Raw genomic sequence first — 16,412 nt, 5'->3', positions numbered from 1 at the left:
AAAGAGGCATAGTGCATGGCCTGTTAACCATGCACTGCCGGCGTACTATTCAAGATTCACACTCAATCCAAGACCACGCATTTCATGGAGCAATACATTGAGCGATTCGGGAATTCCAGGCATTGGAAGGGGGTCTCCCTTAACGATAGACTCGTATGCTTTGGCTCGTCCCACAACATCATCTGATTTGACAGTAAGGATTTCCTGAAGAATATGGGAAGCACCAAATGCTTCGAGTGCCCATACTTCCATTTCACCAAACCTTTGACCACCGAACTGTGCTTTACCACCCAACGGCTGCTGAGTAATCAGAGAATAAGGTCCGATAGAGCGAGCATGCATTTTATCCTCTACCATGTGTCCCAATTTCAACATATAAATGATACCTACCGTCGCTGGCTGGTGGAATTTTTCACCGGTACCACCATCATAAAGGTAAGTCTTTCCGAAATCAGGTAAACCAGCTTTTCTGGTCCAATCCAAGATATCTTCGTTACTTGCCCCATCGAAAATTGGTGTAGCAAATTTCACCCCAAGAACCTCACCAGCCCATCCCAGCACGGTCTCATAAATCTGTCCAAGGTTCATCCGTGAGGGTACCCCCAATGGATTCAGGACAATGTCGACCGGTGTTCCATCTTCAAGGAAAGGCATATCCTCTTGCCGGACTATCCTGGAAACAATCCCCTTATTCCCGTGTCGACCGGCCATTTTATCTCCAACAGTAATTTTCCGTTTCTTGGCAATGTAAACTTTGGCCAACTGAACAATTCCTGCAGGGAGTTCATCCCCTATTGTAAGATTATACTTTTGCCTTTTTTCCTTAGCTTCAAGCTCTTTATATTTCATCCGGTAATTATGAATTACCTTTTGAATGAGCTCATTCTTTTCCTTGTCAGTAGTCCACTTATTAGGATTTACCGCATTATAATCCAATTCCTGAAGAATCTTCTGAGTAAATTTAGTTCCTTTTGAAATTAAATCAACCCCTAAATAATCCTTAACACCTTGGCTGGTTTTTCCATTAATTAAAGAGAACAATTTATCAACCAATCGTCCCTTTAACCCTTCGGCAGCCCGATTAAATTCTTCATCAATTTTGGCAAGTGCGGCTTTATCACTCACGCGATTCTTACGATCCTTGATTACACGAGAGAACAATTTTTTATCAATAACCACACCGGATAAGGAAGGCGATGCTTTCAGAGAAGCATCCTTTACATCTCCAGCTTTTTCGCCAAAAATAGCTCTCAGCAGCTTTTCTTCAGGTGTAGGGTCACTCTCCCCTTTGGGGGTAATTTTTCCTATTAAAATATCCCCGGGCTTAACACGAGCACCCACCCGAATAAGTCCATTTTCATCCAGTTCCTTGGTAGCTTCTTCACTAACATTGGGAATATCTGCAGTCAGCTCTTCCAAACCACGTTTGGTATCCCTCACCTCAAGAGAATACTCATCTATATGTACTGAGGTAAAGATATCATCTCGCACCAACTTTTCGGAAATAACAATAGCATCCTCAAAGTTGTATCCTTTCCAAGGCATAAACGCCACTTTCAAGTTGCGCCCAAGTGCCAACTCCCCATTCTCAGTTGAATAACCTTCGGTAAGGATTTGCCCCGGAGCAATCCGGTCGCCCTTTTTAACCAAAGGTTTCATATTGACGCAGGTACTCTGATTAGTTTTTTGGTATTTTATAAGATTATATCTCTTTGTTTCGGGTTCAAAACTTACAAATCTTTCCTCTTCCGTAAGATCATATCGAACCACAATTTCCTTGGCATCCACATATTCGACAACGCCATATCCTTCAGATACAACTTGCGTCCGGGAATCTCTGATAAGCTTTCCTTCCAAGCCTGTTCCAACGATAGGAGCCTCAGGACGCAACAAAGGCACTGCTTGACGCATCATATTGGATCCCATCAAGGCACGGTTAGCATCATCGTGTTCCAAGAAAGGAATGAGTGACGCAGCAACAGACGCAATCTGATTCGGCGCTACGTCCATCAAATCAATTTCTTCCTTATCAATTAAAGGAAAATCACCATCATGACGAGCTTTAACTTTATTATTAATAAAATTACCTTCATCATCGAGTGGTGCATTTGCCTGCGCAATAGTTTTAGCTTCTTCCTCTTCAGCAGTAAGATAGTAAACTCCATCTCCGGAAAGATCCACTCTACTGCTTTCTACCTTACGATATGGCGTTTCAATAAACCCAAGACTATTAACTTTTGCAAATACGCAAAGTGATGAAATCAAACCAATATTAGGTCCTTCCGGCGTTTCAATAGGACAAAGTCGCCCATAGTGAGTATAATGGACATCCCGAACCTCAAACCCGGCTCTTTCACGTGACAATCCACCAGGACCAAGAGCTGACATTCTTCGCTTGTGAGTAATCTCTGCCAATGGATTGGTTTGATCCATAAACTGAGACAATGCATTGGTTCCAAAGAAACTATTAATAACAGACGAAAGCGTCTTGCTATTAATCAAATCGATTGGAGTAAACACCTCATTATCTCTAACATTCATTCGTTCCCGAATGGTACGAGCCATACGTGCCAAACCAACGCCAAACTGGTTGGCCATTTGTTCTCCAACAGTACGTACTCTCCGGTTACTCAGGTGGTCGATATCATCCACTTCCGTTTTAGAATTAATCAGCTCAATAAGGTACTTAATAATGGCGATCATATCGTCACGAGTAAGCACCTTGGTATCCAAATCAATATTTAGATTGAGCTTTTTATTCAGCCGATATCTTCCCACATCCCCCAAGTCGTAGCGTTTATCCGAGAAGAATAATTTATCAATAACATCCCGTGCAGTGGCTTCATCCGGGGGCTCTGCATTACGTAATTGTCTATAGATGTGAACAACCGCTTCTTTTTCAGAGTTACATGGATCTTTCTGAAGCGTATTGTATATTATGGCATAATCCGAAAGGTTTTGATCTTCTTTATGAAGAAGAATAGTCTTTGCACCGGAATCAATAATTTCTTCAATATGTTCATCTTCAAGAACAGTTTCCCGGTCTATAATAACTTCGTTTCGTTCAATTGAAACCACCTCCCCTGTATCTTCATCCACAAAGTCTTCAATCCATGTTTTCAATACCCGGGCGGCCAACTTCCTGCCAACTACTTTTTTCAAAGCAGCTTTTGAAACTTTAATTTCATCGGCTAGGCCAAAAATCTCTAGAACATCTTTATCACTTTCATATCCAATAGCACGCAACAATGTTGTAACCGGTAATTTCTTCTTCCGGTCAATGTATGCATACATAACATTGTTGATATCAGTAGCAAATTCGATCCATGAACCCTTAAATGGAATAATACGGGCAGAATAAAGCTTGGTACCATTGGCATGCACGCTCTGGCCAAAAAATACGCCAGGTGACCTATGTAATTGTGAAACAATAACACGCTCAGCTCCATTAATAATAAAGCTGCCTTTGTCGGTCATATAGGGAACTGTACCCAAATAAACGTCTTGCACGACAGTGTCAAAATCCTCGTGTTCAGGATCGGTACAATATAATTTCAATTTAGCTTTCAGAGGGACACAATAAGTCAACCCTCTTTCAATGCATTCTTCAATGGTATAGCGGGGCGGATCCACTGCATAATCCAGAAACTCCAGAACGAAATTGTTCCGAGTATCGGTAATGGGGAAATTCTCCATAAAAACCTGCCATAACCCCTCATTTTTCCTTTCCTCCGGGGTTGTACCCATTTGAAAAAATTCACGGAAAGATTTCAATTGGATTTCCAGGAGATCGGGATAATCCAACTGGTTTTTAATGGAAGCAAAGCTTATCCTTTCGGTAGTAATTGGAGTCATCTATCAACAAATTATTTGAACTTAAACATATAAGCATAAAAAGGTTTAGGATCTCATAAATGAGTTCCTAAACCGTAACCATATTCCAGGTAAATTTGTCCTGATTACTTAAGTTCAACTTCCGCTCCAGCTTCTTCTAATTGAGTTTTAAGACTTTCAGCTTCTTCTTTAGAGACTTTTTCTTTGATTGGAGCAGGTGCTTTATCTACAAGCTCTTTAGCTTCCTTCAGACCAACACCGGTTACTTCTTTAACCAATTTTACGATGGCCAGTTTAGAACCACCTGGAGACTTCAGGATAACATCAAATTCACTTTGTTCAGCAGCGCCACCTTCTTCACCACCAGCAGCACCACCAGCAACGGCTACAGCTGCAGCAGCAGGTTCAATTCCATATTCTTCTTTTAAAATATCTGCAAGTTCATTTACTTCTTTTACAGTCAAATTTACTAATTCTTCTGCAAGTTTCTTAATATCTGCCATTGTCTTAGGTATTAAAAAATTTCAATTTCAGTTTGTAAAAAATTATTCCTTTTCACTAAGTGTTTGAAGAATCCCGTGGATTTTAGTTCCACCGGACTGAAGGGCGGAAATAACATTCTTCGCAGGTGACTGCAGAAGACCAATAACCTCTCCCAACAATTCTTCTTTAGACTTAATTTTAGTAAGTACTTCCAGCTGATCACTGCCTACATAAACCGACTCTTCAACGTATGCTCCCTTAAAAAGGGGAAGTTCACCGGTTCCTTTTTGAAAATTTTTGATCAATTTGGCAGGAACATTTCCTGTGTTACAGAAAAGAACAGCTGAAGTTCCTTTAAAGGCTTCATCAATCCCCTCAACCTTTTTATCGCTTTGCTCCAGCGCCAATTTAAACAGTGTGTTTTTAACCATCACCATTTTGACATCTTTACTGAAGCACTCACGACGCAAATCGCTGGTTTGAGCGGCATCCAAACCAAGAGTATCAGTCACATAAAAGTGATTATACTCATTGATTTTTTCCGATAGCTCTTTAATAAGTGCGCTTTTATCTGTCTTTTTCATGATTCCTAATACTCTTCAGTTAACATTAAATTTAAACCTCAACCGACTTGGGTTCAATACGAATACCGGGACTCATGGTACTGGAGAGCGCAATGCTCTTAATGTAGGTTCCTTTAGCTGATGAAGGTTTCAGCTTTTGAATCATACCTACAAATTCACGCACATTTTCAGCGAGCTTTTCAGGAGTAAAAGAGACCTTACCAACAGTAGAATGGACGATGCCAAATTTATCTACTTTAAAGTCAATTTTTCCAGCCTTTACTTCACTCACGGCTTTAGCAATATCCATGGTAACAGTACCACTCTTGGGGTTAGGCATTAATCCTCTAGGTCCTAAAATACGACCCAACGCCCCAATTTTAGCCATTACACTAGGCATAGTAATAATGACATCCATATCCAGCCAACCTTCCTTGATCTTTTCAATATATTCATCCAGACCAACATAGTCAGCACCTGCAGCTTTGGCTTCATCCTCCTTATCGGGAGTACATAAAACCAAGACTCGAGTTTCTTTTCCGGTGCCATTAGGAAGCGTTACCACGCCACGTACCATTTGATTGGCTTTTCGGGGATCAACTCCCAGTCGGATATCAATATCAACAGATGCATCAAACTTGGTAGTTGTGATCTCCTTCACCAATTTGGCAGCTTCTTCAATGGGATATTGCTTTCCGGCATCGATTTTTTCTAACGCAAACTTTCTATTCTTTGTTAGTTTTTTTGTCATTGTTGCAAACGGATTTTAATGGTTAACCGGAAAATCACCATCAACAGTGATTCCCATACTTCTGGCTGTGCCAGCAATCATCCTCATTGCAGAATCGACAGTAAAACAATTCAAGTCGCTCATTTTGTCTTCAGCAATTGCCTTAACTTGTTCCCAGGTTACCGATGCCACCTTTTTACGGTTTGGCTCAGCAGATCCTGATTTTATTTTGGCAGCTTCCATCAACTGCACTGCAGCCGGAGGAGTTTTGACGACAAAATCAAAGGATTTATCCTTATAAACAGTAATAACAACCGGTAATACTTTACCAGCTTTATCCTGCGTGCGAGCGTTGAATTGCTTACAGAATTCCATAATGTTCACCCCTTTTGCGCCTAACGCGGGCCCAACAGGGGGTGAAGGATTTGCTGCACCACCTCTAATCTGAAGTTTGATTAAAGTTTCTACTTCTTTAGCCATTGTAGCAATTCATGATATTGGTTATTAATAAATCGGTCTATCAAGAAATAAAATCTAGTTTCATTGGTATAAGGTAATTCTTAAAAATCACCTTGGAAGCATTACTACTCAATGAGAAAAATTTTACTCTTTAACGACCTGTAAAAAGCTTAACTCAAGAGGTGTTTTTCTCCCGAAAATTTTGACCATTACTTTTAGCTTTCGTTTCTCTTCATTTACTTCCTCAATTACGCCATTAAAGCCATTAAACGGTCCATCAACCACTTTCACAGTTTCTCCCACATAGAAAGGATTGTTAATTTCTTCTTCGTTTTCGATCAATTCATCAACCTTCCCTAACATTCGATTCACCTCTGATTCGCGCATTGGCGTAGGATGATCACCTCCCAGAAAACCTATTACATGTGTAATATTTTTAAGGATATGAGGAATTTCACCAACCAGGGCAGCTTCTACAAATACATATCCGGGATAATAATTTCTTTCTTTACTAATTTTTTTCCCATTACGTATCTGAAACACTCTCTCGGTAGGGATTAAAACTTGGCTGACATAGTCCTGAAGATTTTTACTGGCAATTTCCCTCTCAATAAATTCTTTGGCCTTTTTTTCCTTTCCAGTTACTGCCCGGACTACGTACCATTTCTTCTGGATTTCTTCACTCATTGGTACTTGTTCCTTCTTTCCTTACTAATAAAATTGTTCATAAATCCACTGTAACAAGTGGTCAAAAGAAAAATCCATCAGATATACCACAGCTGCAATAATCACTGAGGCAATCATCACAACGATAGCGCTATTCTGCAATTCTGACCATGTTGGCCACGAAGTCTTATTAATTAATTCGTGATGAACATCTTTTAAATAGGCCTTTATCTTTTCCATGCTTTAGCTTGTACTTTTTACTGCTCTAACCGGTAATTTCACTTTTGCACGGGAGGAGAGACTCGAACTCCCGACACCTGGTTTTGGAGACCAGTGCTCTACCAACTGAGCTACACCCGTATTCAAGGGAAAGAGCAGACCTTAGGACTGCCCTACCCTATATCATATTTCGTTATTACTCTACAATTTCAGTAACCTGACCGGCACCTACGGTACGACCACCTTCACGAATAGCGAAACGCAGACCTACATTCAATGCAACAGGATAGATCAATGATACAGTAATAGTAACGTTATCACCAGGCATAACCATTTCAGTCCCTTCAGGCAAAGAAATTTCACCTGTTACGTCCAAAGTACGCAAATAGAATTGAGGACGATACTTATTATGGAATGGGGTATGACGACCACCTTCTTCTTTTTTCAATACGTAAACCTCAGCTTTAAATTTAGTGTGAGGAGTAATTGATCCGGGCTTAGCCAATACCATTCCTCTTTTAATCTCCTTCTTATCAACCCCACGTAACAACAAACCTACGTTGTCACCGGCTTGTCCTTCGTCCAGAATCTTACGGAACATTTCAACCCCAGTACATACGGTTTTCTTTCCTTCTGCACCAAGACCAATAATTTCCATTTCGTCACCAGTATGGATTACACCAGTTTCAATACGGCCAGTGGCAACTGTTCCACGACCAGTAATAGAAAAGATGTCCTCTACAGGCATCAGGAACGGTTTCTCATTATCACGAGGAGGAAGCGGAATCCACTCATCAACAGCTTTCATCAGATCCATGATTTTAGCCTCCCACTTCTCATCACCTTCCAATGCTCCAAGTGCAGAACCTTTTATAATGGGTGTATTATCACCGTCAAATTCATAGAAACTCAAAAGATCACGAACTTCCATTTCTACCAGTTCGAGAAGTTCTTCGTCATCAACCATATCCACTTTGTTGAGGAAAACAACAATTTTGGGTACGTTAACCTGACGAGCCAACAAGATGTGTTCACGAGTTTGGGGCATCGGACCATCAGTTCCTGCAACCACCAGAATCGCTCCGTCCATCTGCGCAGCACCAGTCACCATGTTTTTCACATAGTCGGCGTGACCAGGACAGTCAACGTGTGCATAGTGACGGTTTTCTGTTTGATATTCTACGTGAGATGTGTTAATAGTAATACCCCTTTCTTTCTCTTCGGGAGCATTATCAATTGCATCAAAATCTTTAATTTCGGACAAACCTTGTTTCGCCAGCACTTTTGTGATAGCAGCAGTCAGAGTAGTTTTTCCATGGTCTACGTGACCAATAGTACCGATATTAACATGAGGCTTCGTCCTTTGAAATGTTTCTTTAGCCATAACTCGAAATTATTAGACAATTAGATATAAATTGAAACCACTTATTTTTAGAATTTTCTCTAAATTACAGACATTAACTATTAAACCTTCTTCTTTTCGGCCAACCCAAATTACGGGCCATAAAGATAAACATTTTCAAGGGAATAATCTACTTTAACAATTCTTTTTCCCGAAAAATCAGCCAAATAACAAGCTGTCTTAATTTAAAAAGGAATATAATAAAATCCTAAAACCCGCTTCTCCTATCATTTTAATAGGCTGATTATCAACAATAACCAGCCTATTAAAACAATTCTGACAGCATATTCCGCCACCAAAACGGTGTGCAAATGTATAATAATTTTCAAATTGCGCCAAAAAACAGTCCTCTTTTTTAATTATTTGACTTTTAATTTTTCCTTTCTTTTTACCAACTGCTTTCGAAGGGCTTCGCAAGCTAAATCAACAGCTTCCTCGAATGTCTTACTTTGCTTTTTGGCAAACAATTTGTTGCCCGGAATGTCCAACTCAATCTCGGCCAGTTTATTCTCGGATGTCTCTGACTTATCGAGTCTAAGAGTAACAACAGCAGTAATAATGTTATCGGAAAACTGATCCAATTTTCCAACTTTTTGATGAATAAAGCTGTCAAGTCTTGAAGATGCATCGAAATGCACCGTTTGAATCGTAATATTCATAAAACTCCCTCCATTAATTTAGGCCCTAGGGTGGGCCTGGTTATAAATTGCCGATAATTGCTCAAATGTATTATGGGTATATACCTGAGTAGCATTCAAATTGGCATGTCCAAGTAACTCTTTAATGGCATTGATATCAGCCCCACGATTCAACAGTATGGTTGCATAGGTATGGCGTAAAATATGGGGACTCTTTTTCGTCATAGTAGTAACCTGTTGAAGATGTTTTCGAACAATTCGATATACCAATTTTTGATAGATAGGCTGACCTTTATCGGTAAGAAAAAACGAATGAAACTGCTCACCACCAAAAGTGTCATTTCTAACTTTTATATAATCTGTAACATTACGAACCGTACTTCGGTTCATTGGAACAAGACGTTCTTTGTTTCTTTTTCCCAAAACCTTAACCAAACCTCCATAAAGATCAAAATCTTGATCTCTGAGTCCAACCAACTCAGACAGTCTCATCCCTGTTCCATAAAAGAGATCGATGATGGTATGATCACGAACCCCAGAATAGTCACTTGAAAATGGGACCTCATCAAGGAGAAAATCCATTTCCCTCTCTTTAACAAAATCAGGTAAATTTTTTGCTAGTTTAGGGAGAATAACACCATCAACCGGAGAGGTTTCAATTATTTCTTCCCTTAGCAAGTGTTTAAAATAAGATCTGAGTGCTGCAATTTTTCTATGAATCGATTTGGGTTTTAAATGATTATAATGCATCACCACCACCCAATCACGAACGAACCGAGTATTTATTTCCCGTTCATCAATAACTCCCCTTTCTTTCATATACTCCTCGAACTGCCTCAAATCAATTTCATAAGCAACAAGTGTATGATGGGAGCTCCGTTTTTCGTATTTAAGATAATCTAAAAAGGAATCAATATATTGCATAAAAAAACGCCTGACATTTCATCTTATCGTGTTAACGAATATACGAAAAAAGACTGAAAAGTCAGGCGTTTTAGGAAAGATTTTCTCCTATTCGCTATCTTGCTGTAATTGCTGAATATAAATAGCCTTTTTAATTTCTTCTCTGCGTCGAACAGATGGTTTAACAAAGGCTTGACGCGCACGTATTTCACGCATTGCGCCGGTTTTCTCAAATTTACGCTTAAATTTCTTTAACGCTCTTTCTATGTTCTCTCCCTCTTTAACAGGAACTACGATCATAATTTATAAATTTTAATATCCTAACAATAAAAAATATTTTTTACACTCTTTTCGGCAAATATACGATATAAACAATATGCCGTCTAATAAACTTTCCTTAATTCTTTATCTCACACAAAAATAAAAAACAACAACCTCCAATCTTTTAAATTTCAGATTCCTATCAATTCAATTAAGCTTCAAAAATTGCGGTACAAAGAAAATGAAGATTTCTGATTGAAACAAGTTAATTCTCAATTTTTTATTTATCTGTCCCAAAATCTATATAGGGAATAATCTTTTCTAGGGTTTGATCATCCATTGACGGAATGAGTTTTAACTCTTTTGCTGAAGAAATGTTTCCGTTCTTTTTTCTATATTCAATAATGTCCCGAGCCTGATAAAAATTAAGATAGGGATGTGATTTTAAATAACGAACCGATGATCTGTTTATAGCAATTTTCCTGTATGGGGCCCCCTCAACAGTCAAATATTGACGAATATTGTCATACAATGGAGGAGATATTCCATACACTTCCAAGACCTGATCACTGGAATAAAATCCTCCTAACAAATCTCTATACTTAATAATTCTTTGAGACAACACCTCTCCAATTCCATTTAGTCTTTTTAAGTCCGAGGCAACAGCGCTGTTAAGATCGATAATAAACGTATCCGCAACCACCTCGTTTCCCCCTCTTCTATCCATTTCTTGATCCTTTTTTTGGAGATTTGGATATACGTCGTGGGCAAAGGTTGAATCTATATTATCAGGATGGATCACTCGGTTATTCCTAAAATCTTCCTGCCTATCCGGAAAAAGCACATAGGCACTCAATTTTTGGGCAAGCAGGGAGTCCAGTCCATAAATTTTAGCAATATCACCGGGCTGCTTGAAAGTCCCCCCAGCCTCAAGGTATTTCATCCAATTAATGATCACATAATGAGGTAGCCCCATCTCATCCAAATCGGTAACAGTAACCTCATTGGGATTAAAGGTCTTGAACCTATATTGCGGTCCTTCAGAGCGTTCTTTTTCCTTTGCTTCCTGACGCTTGTCAATCCCCCTTTTGTACTCTATAAACTCCGTTGCATCTTTTTGCACTTCCACTGCCGGAGGTTTCCATAGAAATGTCATTAAAATTCGTCCAACGACAAACACAAAAAGCAGGACGGCAAGAATAATTATTCCATATTGTTCTTTGCGGGAAAAAGCCAGCCAGTCTTTCCACATAGCTTTTGATCGTTATGTAAAAATACCGAAAGGAAACCAACACTTTTCAAATCCACCCCAGTCCCTTTAAAAAGACCAAAGCAATAGCAACTGGTGCAACAAACTTAATTACAAACAAAAATCCATTGTAATAATGAGCCTTACGGCCATCAGCCTCTATTTCTTCCCTAGGTTTCTGGGCTCCCATTATCCAACCCACAAATATAACAATCAGCAACCCGCCCAGTGGCAATAACACGTTGGAAGAAACCTTATCAAACACATTAAACACCAAAGAATTGAAAGCACATATAACAGCCAAAACACCAATTATTCCGCAGGCTATCCAAGTTGCCTTTGGTCTTGACAAATTTAACTCTTCAGTAAAATAGGCCACAACCACTTCAAGCAAAGAAATAGATGAAGTAAGAGCTGCAATGGTCAGCAGAATAAAAAACATCAATCCAAAAATATATCCCCCTACCATCTTATTGAATATATTTGGTAAAGTAATAAAAACAAGTCCTGGTCCCTGATCGGGTGCCATATCAAAAGCAAATGCCGCAGGAAAGATGGCGATACCAGCAAGCACTGCAATTAATGTATCGGCAAGAGAAACCGATAAAGCGGTTCCTCCAAGACTTTCAGTCTTTTTGATATATGACCCATAGGTAACAATAACCCCCATACCGATACTAAGAGAAAAAAAGGCTTGGCCCAGTGCCTCCAAAATCACATCGGATGTAATTTTAGAAAAATCTGGGTTAAAAAGAAAATTCAAACCTGCAGAAGCACCGTCCAGAGTCAGCGCACGAATAATAAGCACCAAAATAATTACCAATAGCATTGGCATCAACACCTTTGTATATTTCTCTATTCCTTTTTCAATACCGGACCTTACAATGTATGCTGTTCCCCCTAAAAAAAGAAGTGTCCAAAATACGGAAATACCCCCGGATTGCTGGACATTTTCAAACACAGCTTTCAATTCAACAGGCGTCCTTCCACTCAATGCATTGGTTAAACTAAGATAAACATATTGCAAAGTCCATCCGGCCACAACCGAATAAAATGCAAGAATTAAAAAGGCAGCGCCAACCCCCATTACCCCAACCAGATTCCAGTATCGATTTGGAGCTAGTTTTCTAAATGCCCCGAAGACATTAAGTTGAGCTCTTCTTCCAATTAACAGCTCGGAGATCATTACGGGGACCCCAATAATAATAACAAACAATATATAAATCAACAAAAAGGCTCCTCCTCCACTTTCTCCTAAAACATAAGGGAATCTCCAAATATTTCCCAAGCCAATGGCAGAACCTGCCGCTGCTGCTATAATTCCAAACTTATTGCTAAAACTATCTCTGGTCGGAGTGTTGACTGACATAAAACTGCTTTTTTATAAACATCCATTAAAAAAACCCCCATACAAATGGGGGTTATTATCAATAAAACTACAACAAAGATTACAATACATCCACACAATTAAGAGCCTTAAAGGCTTCCTGAAGACGGCTTATCATTGACTCTTCTCCCGCACGCAACCATTTTCTGGGGTCATAATACTTTTTGTTGGGCTTGTCCTCCCCTTCCGGGTTTCCAATTTGAGCCTGCAGGTAATCGTGGTTTTTAGCTTCATACTCACGAACGCCATTCCAAAATGCCCATTGAGTATCCGTATCAATATTCATTTTTATAACACCATAACTCACTGCGTCCCTAATCTCTTCCAAAGATGAACCAGAGCCACCATGGAAAACAAAATTCACTGGTTTTTCGCCGGTACCGAATTTCTCAGAGATATACTTCTGTGAATTCTTCAATATCTCCGGACGAAGAACCACATTCCCTGGTTTATAAACCCCGTGAACATTTCCAAATGAAGCTGCAATAGTAAAGTTTGGGGATACTTTGTTCAACTCTTCATAAGCAAATGCAACATCTTCGGGCTGAGTATAAAGCATGGCATTATCAACATTAGTGTTATCAACACCATCTTCTTCTCCACCAGTAATTCCCAACTCAATTTCAAGAGTCATTCCCATTTTGCTCATACGCTCCAGATATTTTTTACTAATTTCAATATTATCCTGAAGCGTTTCCTCCGAAAGGTCAAGCATATGAGAGCTGAACAATGGTTTCCCGGTTTCTTTGAACCATTTTTCGCCTTCGTCGAGCAATCCATCAATCCAAGGCAATAATTTTTTTGCAGCATGATCGGTATGAAGAATTACGGGAACTCCATAAGATTCGGCAAGGTAATGAACATGTTTTGCAGCGGCTACAGCCCCTTTGATAGCCAATTCTTGGCCTTCGCCATTGGCACCTTTTCCTGCATAAAACGATGCCCCACCGTTAGATAACTGGATAATAACCGGTGCTTTCGCAACTTTAGCGGCTTCCATTACAGCATTTACAGAATTAGATCCGACAACGTTTACAGCTGGAATGGCAAATTGATTTTCACGAGCTATGCGAAAAATTTCCTGAAGATCTTTGCCTGCAGCAACACCAGGTTTTACCGCATCTAAAATTTTTTCTTTCATGACAATAATATTTGATGAGATATAAAAATTAAAAGCGTTTTGAAAACATTTTTCAACAAAACGTAACCATATAACACAAAATCATTTACAAATTCATGCAAATTTAAGAAATAAATAGAAAATAAAGCAATGGAGTAAATAAATCACCATTCAGAAAGGGTATCCTATTGCAAAGTTGAAGCTTGCATCGGTCCATTCCCAAGGTCGGTTCAACGGGATCCATCTTTCCCCTTCCAAAAGAGATGGGTCACGTGTTTTAAGCCCCATATCAAGGCGAAAAATAAAATAATTGAAATCAAACCGGGCACCAATACCTGTCCCCACTGCAATCTGTTCCAAAAACTTATCCGCCTCAAAAAGTCCCCCTTCAGGACTGGAGCTTTCCCGAATCCCCCATATATTACCTGCATCAAGGAATAATGCGCCCTCCAACACCCAAAACAATTTAAATCGATATTCAAGATTCATTTCCAGTTTTATATCTCCTGTTTGATTATAAAACCGGTATTCTTTTTCGCTATAACTTCCCGGACCTAAAGATCTGACAGGCCAGGCTCGAATACTGTTGGCCCCACCCGAGAAATATTTTTTTTCAAATGGTAATACATTTAAATTACCATAGGGTAAACCTACTCCTGCGAACAGACGCCACACGAGGGAAGTATATTTGTCAATTCGATTATGAAACCTCAGGTCAATATCTGATTTTACATATTGTGCATACCTAATTCCAAAAAGTTCGGCATAATTATCACTTCCCCCCTCGTCCCATGGCGACATTATCGCTGAAAGCAAATTCCCCGCCGATTCCACATTGGCCCGAAAGTACCAAAAATCGGAACTCTGTCCCAATGTTTGCTGATTGAGTAAAAAAGAATAGTTCATACCCACAATCAGATGGTCTTCGTAAGTATATTCCAAATAGGTATCCTTAATCGTTTCTTTAAAGTCATCACTCAATTTCGGAATATTCACAAGATTAAACTCCAACGGATAAAATGAATGCGATATGTAACGCGAAGACCGCCAGTTGTATCCTAAACGAGCATTGGCAAAAGTCCGCGTATAATCAGGCCGGTGCTGATAATTGTAGGACAATGAAATGTTGGTTTTGGGATTATATCGTTGGCGAAATTCACGTGCCCGTAACGGGAGCCAAAACCTCGGTACAACAACCGATGCTTCACCCCCAATTTCTAATGTATTGAATTCTTCAGAAGATGATCTCACAAATTGATTTTCCCGTGCTAAACGAGCATTCAGCGTAAAATACTCTCCCCCTTTCAATAAATTCTTATGTTGATAGTTAAAACTCCCGGCGGCTCCTATATTGCCGGATGAATTTGTCCCTTCAATATCAATGGAAAAAGATTGAGGTTTGCCTGGAGAAAGACCAATTATACAATCCAGTAAGGGTTCGTTCCTTTCATTGGTATTACCGGTTTCTCTGAATCGAATATTAATATATCTAAACAATCGAAGGCTACTAAGGGACTGATGGGTCCGTTCCACCCGAGCCGCATGATAATAATCCCCAGGTTTAATAAAGCTGGAACTGATAAGCAATTGTGGTTTAAAAGGCAACTCTCGATCAAACACAATTTGGATGCCTTCAAATTTGAGTGTATCAAAACCGGAAGAAATTTTTCCCGAATCCTCTTTCAAAATTTCATCGGTTCCAATTCCAACCTGGAAAAGGACTTTGTTAATTCGATATTTCTGATGATGCTTTTGACCGGAAATATCTTCCGGAGTCATAACAATTACCGAATCGTTTACAAGGTTTTCACCAATGGTCGTATCGGACACGAAATAAATAAACTCTTCCGAAAACTTATAAAACCCGCTATTTCGCAGGTTCTTGCTAATTCGTTCCCGTTCCTTCTCATGGATTTCGACGGTAAAAGGTTGATCTTTTCGCAGAAATGTCTTCAGGGTATCACCTAGTACCGCATCTTGAATACTATCATCTTCAACACTATAGGTTACATCATTAAGATAATATCGTAATCCGGGATTAATGGAATAAATCACTTTTGCCTTTTTCTTCCCCTGATATATAACAGTATCATTCACTGAAGCCTGAAAAAAACCTTGGTTATTTAAATACAACTTCATCTGACGAGCGGATTGTGTCACCAGATAGGGATCAAAAATCACCGGTTCTTCACCAATACTTCGCAGCCATCGATTTATTCCTTTATCTTCATTTCGCCCTGAAAGATTATATAATCCTAGATAAAATTTCCAGAACCCCAGCAATTTGGTATTTTCAGTTTGTCGGACATAAGGTTTAAGTTTTTCTTTGGTAATGTCCCTGACCCTACTTTTTACCTTAACATTTGTCAGAAGATATTCATTTTCCGGAACAAATCTCGTTGTAGAACAACCTGCCAGATAAAGCAGGAGCCATCCCGACAATAGTGTCAGGACAGCATAATCAAAACCTTTATGTAAATTTTTCAGCTGTTTCACTC

The 16,412-nt window shown here is 39.4% G+C and carries 15 protein-coding genes and 1 tRNA gene; all 16 read right to left on the bottom strand.

All coding sequences use genetic code 11. The annotated features are described in order from the left end of the window. Positions 1 to 45 precede the first annotated feature (45 nt). The gene (rpoB, locus tag ACT29H_RS14795; RefSeq protein ID WP_444822424.1) at positions 46 to 3,855 is read right to left on the bottom strand and encodes a DNA-directed RNA polymerase subunit beta; all 3,810 of its coding nucleotides are present in this window, start codon (positions 3,853 to 3,855) and stop codon (positions 46 to 48) included. 104 nt (positions 3,856 to 3,959) lie between these two features. Continuing rightward, the gene (rplL, locus tag ACT29H_RS14790) at positions 3,960 to 4,337 is read right to left on the bottom strand and encodes a 50S ribosomal protein L7/L12 (protein ID WP_444822423.1); all 378 of its coding nucleotides are present in this window, start codon (positions 4,335 to 4,337) and stop codon (positions 3,960 to 3,962) included. 42 nt (positions 4,338 to 4,379) lie between these two features. Next, complete coding sequence (rplJ, locus tag ACT29H_RS14785; RefSeq protein ID WP_444822422.1) at positions 4,380 to 4,901, bottom strand: 50S ribosomal protein L10; 522 nt, start codon at positions 4,899 to 4,901, stop codon at positions 4,380 to 4,382. 31 nt (positions 4,902 to 4,932) lie between these two features. After that, entirely contained in the window at positions 4,933 to 5,631 is a 699-nt protein-coding gene (rplA, locus tag ACT29H_RS14780; protein WP_444822421.1) for a 50S ribosomal protein L1, read from the bottom strand. Between the two features lie 15 nt (positions 5,632 to 5,646). Beyond that, positions 5,647 to 6,090, bottom strand: a complete 444-nt coding sequence (gene rplK / locus ACT29H_RS14775) for a 50S ribosomal protein L11 (RefSeq protein WP_444822420.1) — start codon at positions 6,088 to 6,090, stop codon at positions 5,647 to 5,649. Between the two features lie 123 nt (positions 6,091 to 6,213). Further along, positions 6,214 to 6,756, bottom strand: a complete 543-nt coding sequence (gene nusG, locus ACT29H_RS14770; protein WP_444822419.1) for a transcription termination/antitermination protein NusG — start codon at positions 6,754 to 6,756, stop codon at positions 6,214 to 6,216. Between the two features lie 24 nt (positions 6,757 to 6,780). After that, entirely contained in the window at positions 6,781 to 6,975 is a 195-nt protein-coding gene (gene secE, locus ACT29H_RS14765) for a preprotein translocase subunit SecE (protein WP_444822418.1), read from the bottom strand. 47 nt (positions 6,976 to 7,022) lie between these two features. Then, positions 7,023 to 7,095: transfer RNA gene (locus ACT29H_RS14760), tRNA-Trp, on the bottom strand. A 55-nt stretch (positions 7,096 to 7,150) separates the two neighbouring features. Continuing rightward, positions 7,151 to 8,338 carry an elongation factor Tu gene (gene tuf / locus ACT29H_RS14755; protein ID WP_444822417.1) on the bottom strand — a complete coding sequence of 396 codons (1,188 nt, stop codon included), beginning with the start codon at positions 8,336 to 8,338 and terminating at the stop codon, positions 7,151 to 7,153. Between the two features lie 377 nt (positions 8,339 to 8,715). Further along, positions 8,716 to 9,015, bottom strand: a complete 300-nt coding sequence (gene hpf / locus ACT29H_RS14750) for a ribosome hibernation-promoting factor, HPF/YfiA family (RefSeq protein ID WP_444822416.1) — start codon at positions 9,013 to 9,015, stop codon at positions 8,716 to 8,718. 18 nt (positions 9,016 to 9,033) lie between these two features. Next, complete coding sequence (locus ACT29H_RS14745; protein WP_444822415.1) at positions 9,034 to 9,918, bottom strand: tyrosine-type recombinase/integrase; 885 nt, start codon at positions 9,916 to 9,918, stop codon at positions 9,034 to 9,036. Positions 9,919 to 10,005: 87 nt separating this feature from the next. Further along, positions 10,006 to 10,197, bottom strand: coding sequence for a 30S ribosomal protein S21 (gene rpsU / locus ACT29H_RS14740; protein WP_444822414.1), 192 nt, complete (start codon positions 10,195 to 10,197; stop codon positions 10,006 to 10,008). Between the two features lie 241 nt (positions 10,198 to 10,438). Continuing rightward, positions 10,439 to 11,410 carry a ComEA family DNA-binding protein gene (locus ACT29H_RS14735; protein WP_444822413.1) on the bottom strand — a complete coding sequence of 324 codons (972 nt, stop codon included), beginning with the start codon at positions 11,408 to 11,410 and terminating at the stop codon, positions 10,439 to 10,441. A gap of 46 nt (positions 11,411 to 11,456) precedes the next feature. Further along, entirely contained in the window at positions 11,457 to 12,776 is a 1,320-nt protein-coding gene (locus ACT29H_RS14730) for a sodium-dependent transporter (protein WP_444822412.1), read from the bottom strand. 79 nt (positions 12,777 to 12,855) lie between these two features. After that, positions 12,856 to 13,935, bottom strand: coding sequence for a class II fructose-bisphosphate aldolase (gene fbaA, locus ACT29H_RS14725; protein ID WP_444822411.1), 1,080 nt, complete (start codon positions 13,933 to 13,935; stop codon positions 12,856 to 12,858). A 150-nt stretch (positions 13,936 to 14,085) separates the two neighbouring features. Beyond that, positions 14,086 to 16,410 carry a translocation and assembly module lipoprotein TamL gene (gene tamL, locus ACT29H_RS14720; RefSeq protein WP_444822410.1) on the bottom strand — a complete coding sequence of 775 codons (2,325 nt, stop codon included), beginning with the start codon at positions 16,408 to 16,410 and terminating at the stop codon, positions 14,086 to 14,088. Between the last annotated feature and the right edge of the window lie 2 nt (positions 16,411 to 16,412).

This window comes from Thermophagus sp. OGC60D27 (genome assembly GCF_052400625.1).
GTDB lineage: Bacteria > Bacteroidota > Bacteroidia > Bacteroidales > Marinilabiliaceae > Thermophagus.
This window is presented reverse-complemented; position numbering and strand designations above follow the sequence as displayed.

Excerpts from the sequence above, each read along its gene's own strand:
- rplL (WP_444822423.1), bottom strand. The coding sequence starts at position 4,337 with ATGGCAGATATTAAGAAACTTGCAGAAGAATTAGTAAATTTGACTGTA.
- ACT29H_RS14735 (WP_444822413.1), bottom strand. The coding sequence starts at position 11,410 with ATGTGGAAAGACTGGCTGGCTTTTTCCCGCAAAGAACAATATGGAATA.
- rpsU (WP_444822414.1), bottom strand. The coding sequence starts at position 10,197 with ATGATCGTAGTTCCTGTTAAAGAGGGAGAGAACATAGAAAGAGCGTTA.
- rplA (WP_444822421.1), bottom strand. The coding sequence starts at position 5,631 with ATGACAAAAAAACTAACAAAGAATAGAAAGTTTGCGTTAGAAAAAATC.
- rpoB (WP_444822424.1), bottom strand. The coding sequence starts at position 3,855 with ATGACTCCAATTACTACCGAAAGGATAAGCTTTGCTTCCATTAAAAAC.
- rplK (WP_444822420.1), bottom strand. The coding sequence starts at position 6,090 with ATGGCTAAAGAAGTAGAAACTTTAATCAAACTTCAGATTAGAGGTGGT.
- nusG (WP_444822419.1), bottom strand. The coding sequence starts at position 6,756 with ATGAGTGAAGAAATCCAGAAGAAATGGTACGTAGTCCGGGCAGTAACT.
- hpf (WP_444822416.1), bottom strand. The coding sequence starts at position 9,015 with ATGAATATTACGATTCAAACGGTGCATTTCGATGCATCTTCAAGACTT.
- tuf (WP_444822417.1), bottom strand. The coding sequence starts at position 8,338 with ATGGCTAAAGAAACATTTCAAAGGACGAAGCCTCATGTTAATATCGGT.
- ACT29H_RS14730 (WP_444822412.1), bottom strand. The coding sequence starts at position 12,776 with ATGTCAGTCAACACTCCGACCAGAGATAGTTTTAGCAATAAGTTTGGA.
- rplJ (WP_444822422.1), bottom strand. The coding sequence starts at position 4,901 with ATGAAAAAGACAGATAAAAGCGCACTTATTAAAGAGCTATCGGAAAAA.
- ACT29H_RS14745 (WP_444822415.1), bottom strand. The coding sequence starts at position 9,918 with ATGCAATATATTGATTCCTTTTTAGATTATCTTAAATACGAAAAACGG.
- fbaA (WP_444822411.1), bottom strand. The coding sequence starts at position 13,935 with ATGAAAGAAAAAATTTTAGATGCGGTAAAACCTGGTGTTGCTGCAGGC.
- secE (WP_444822418.1), bottom strand. The coding sequence starts at position 6,975 with ATGGAAAAGATAAAGGCCTATTTAAAAGATGTTCATCACGAATTAATT.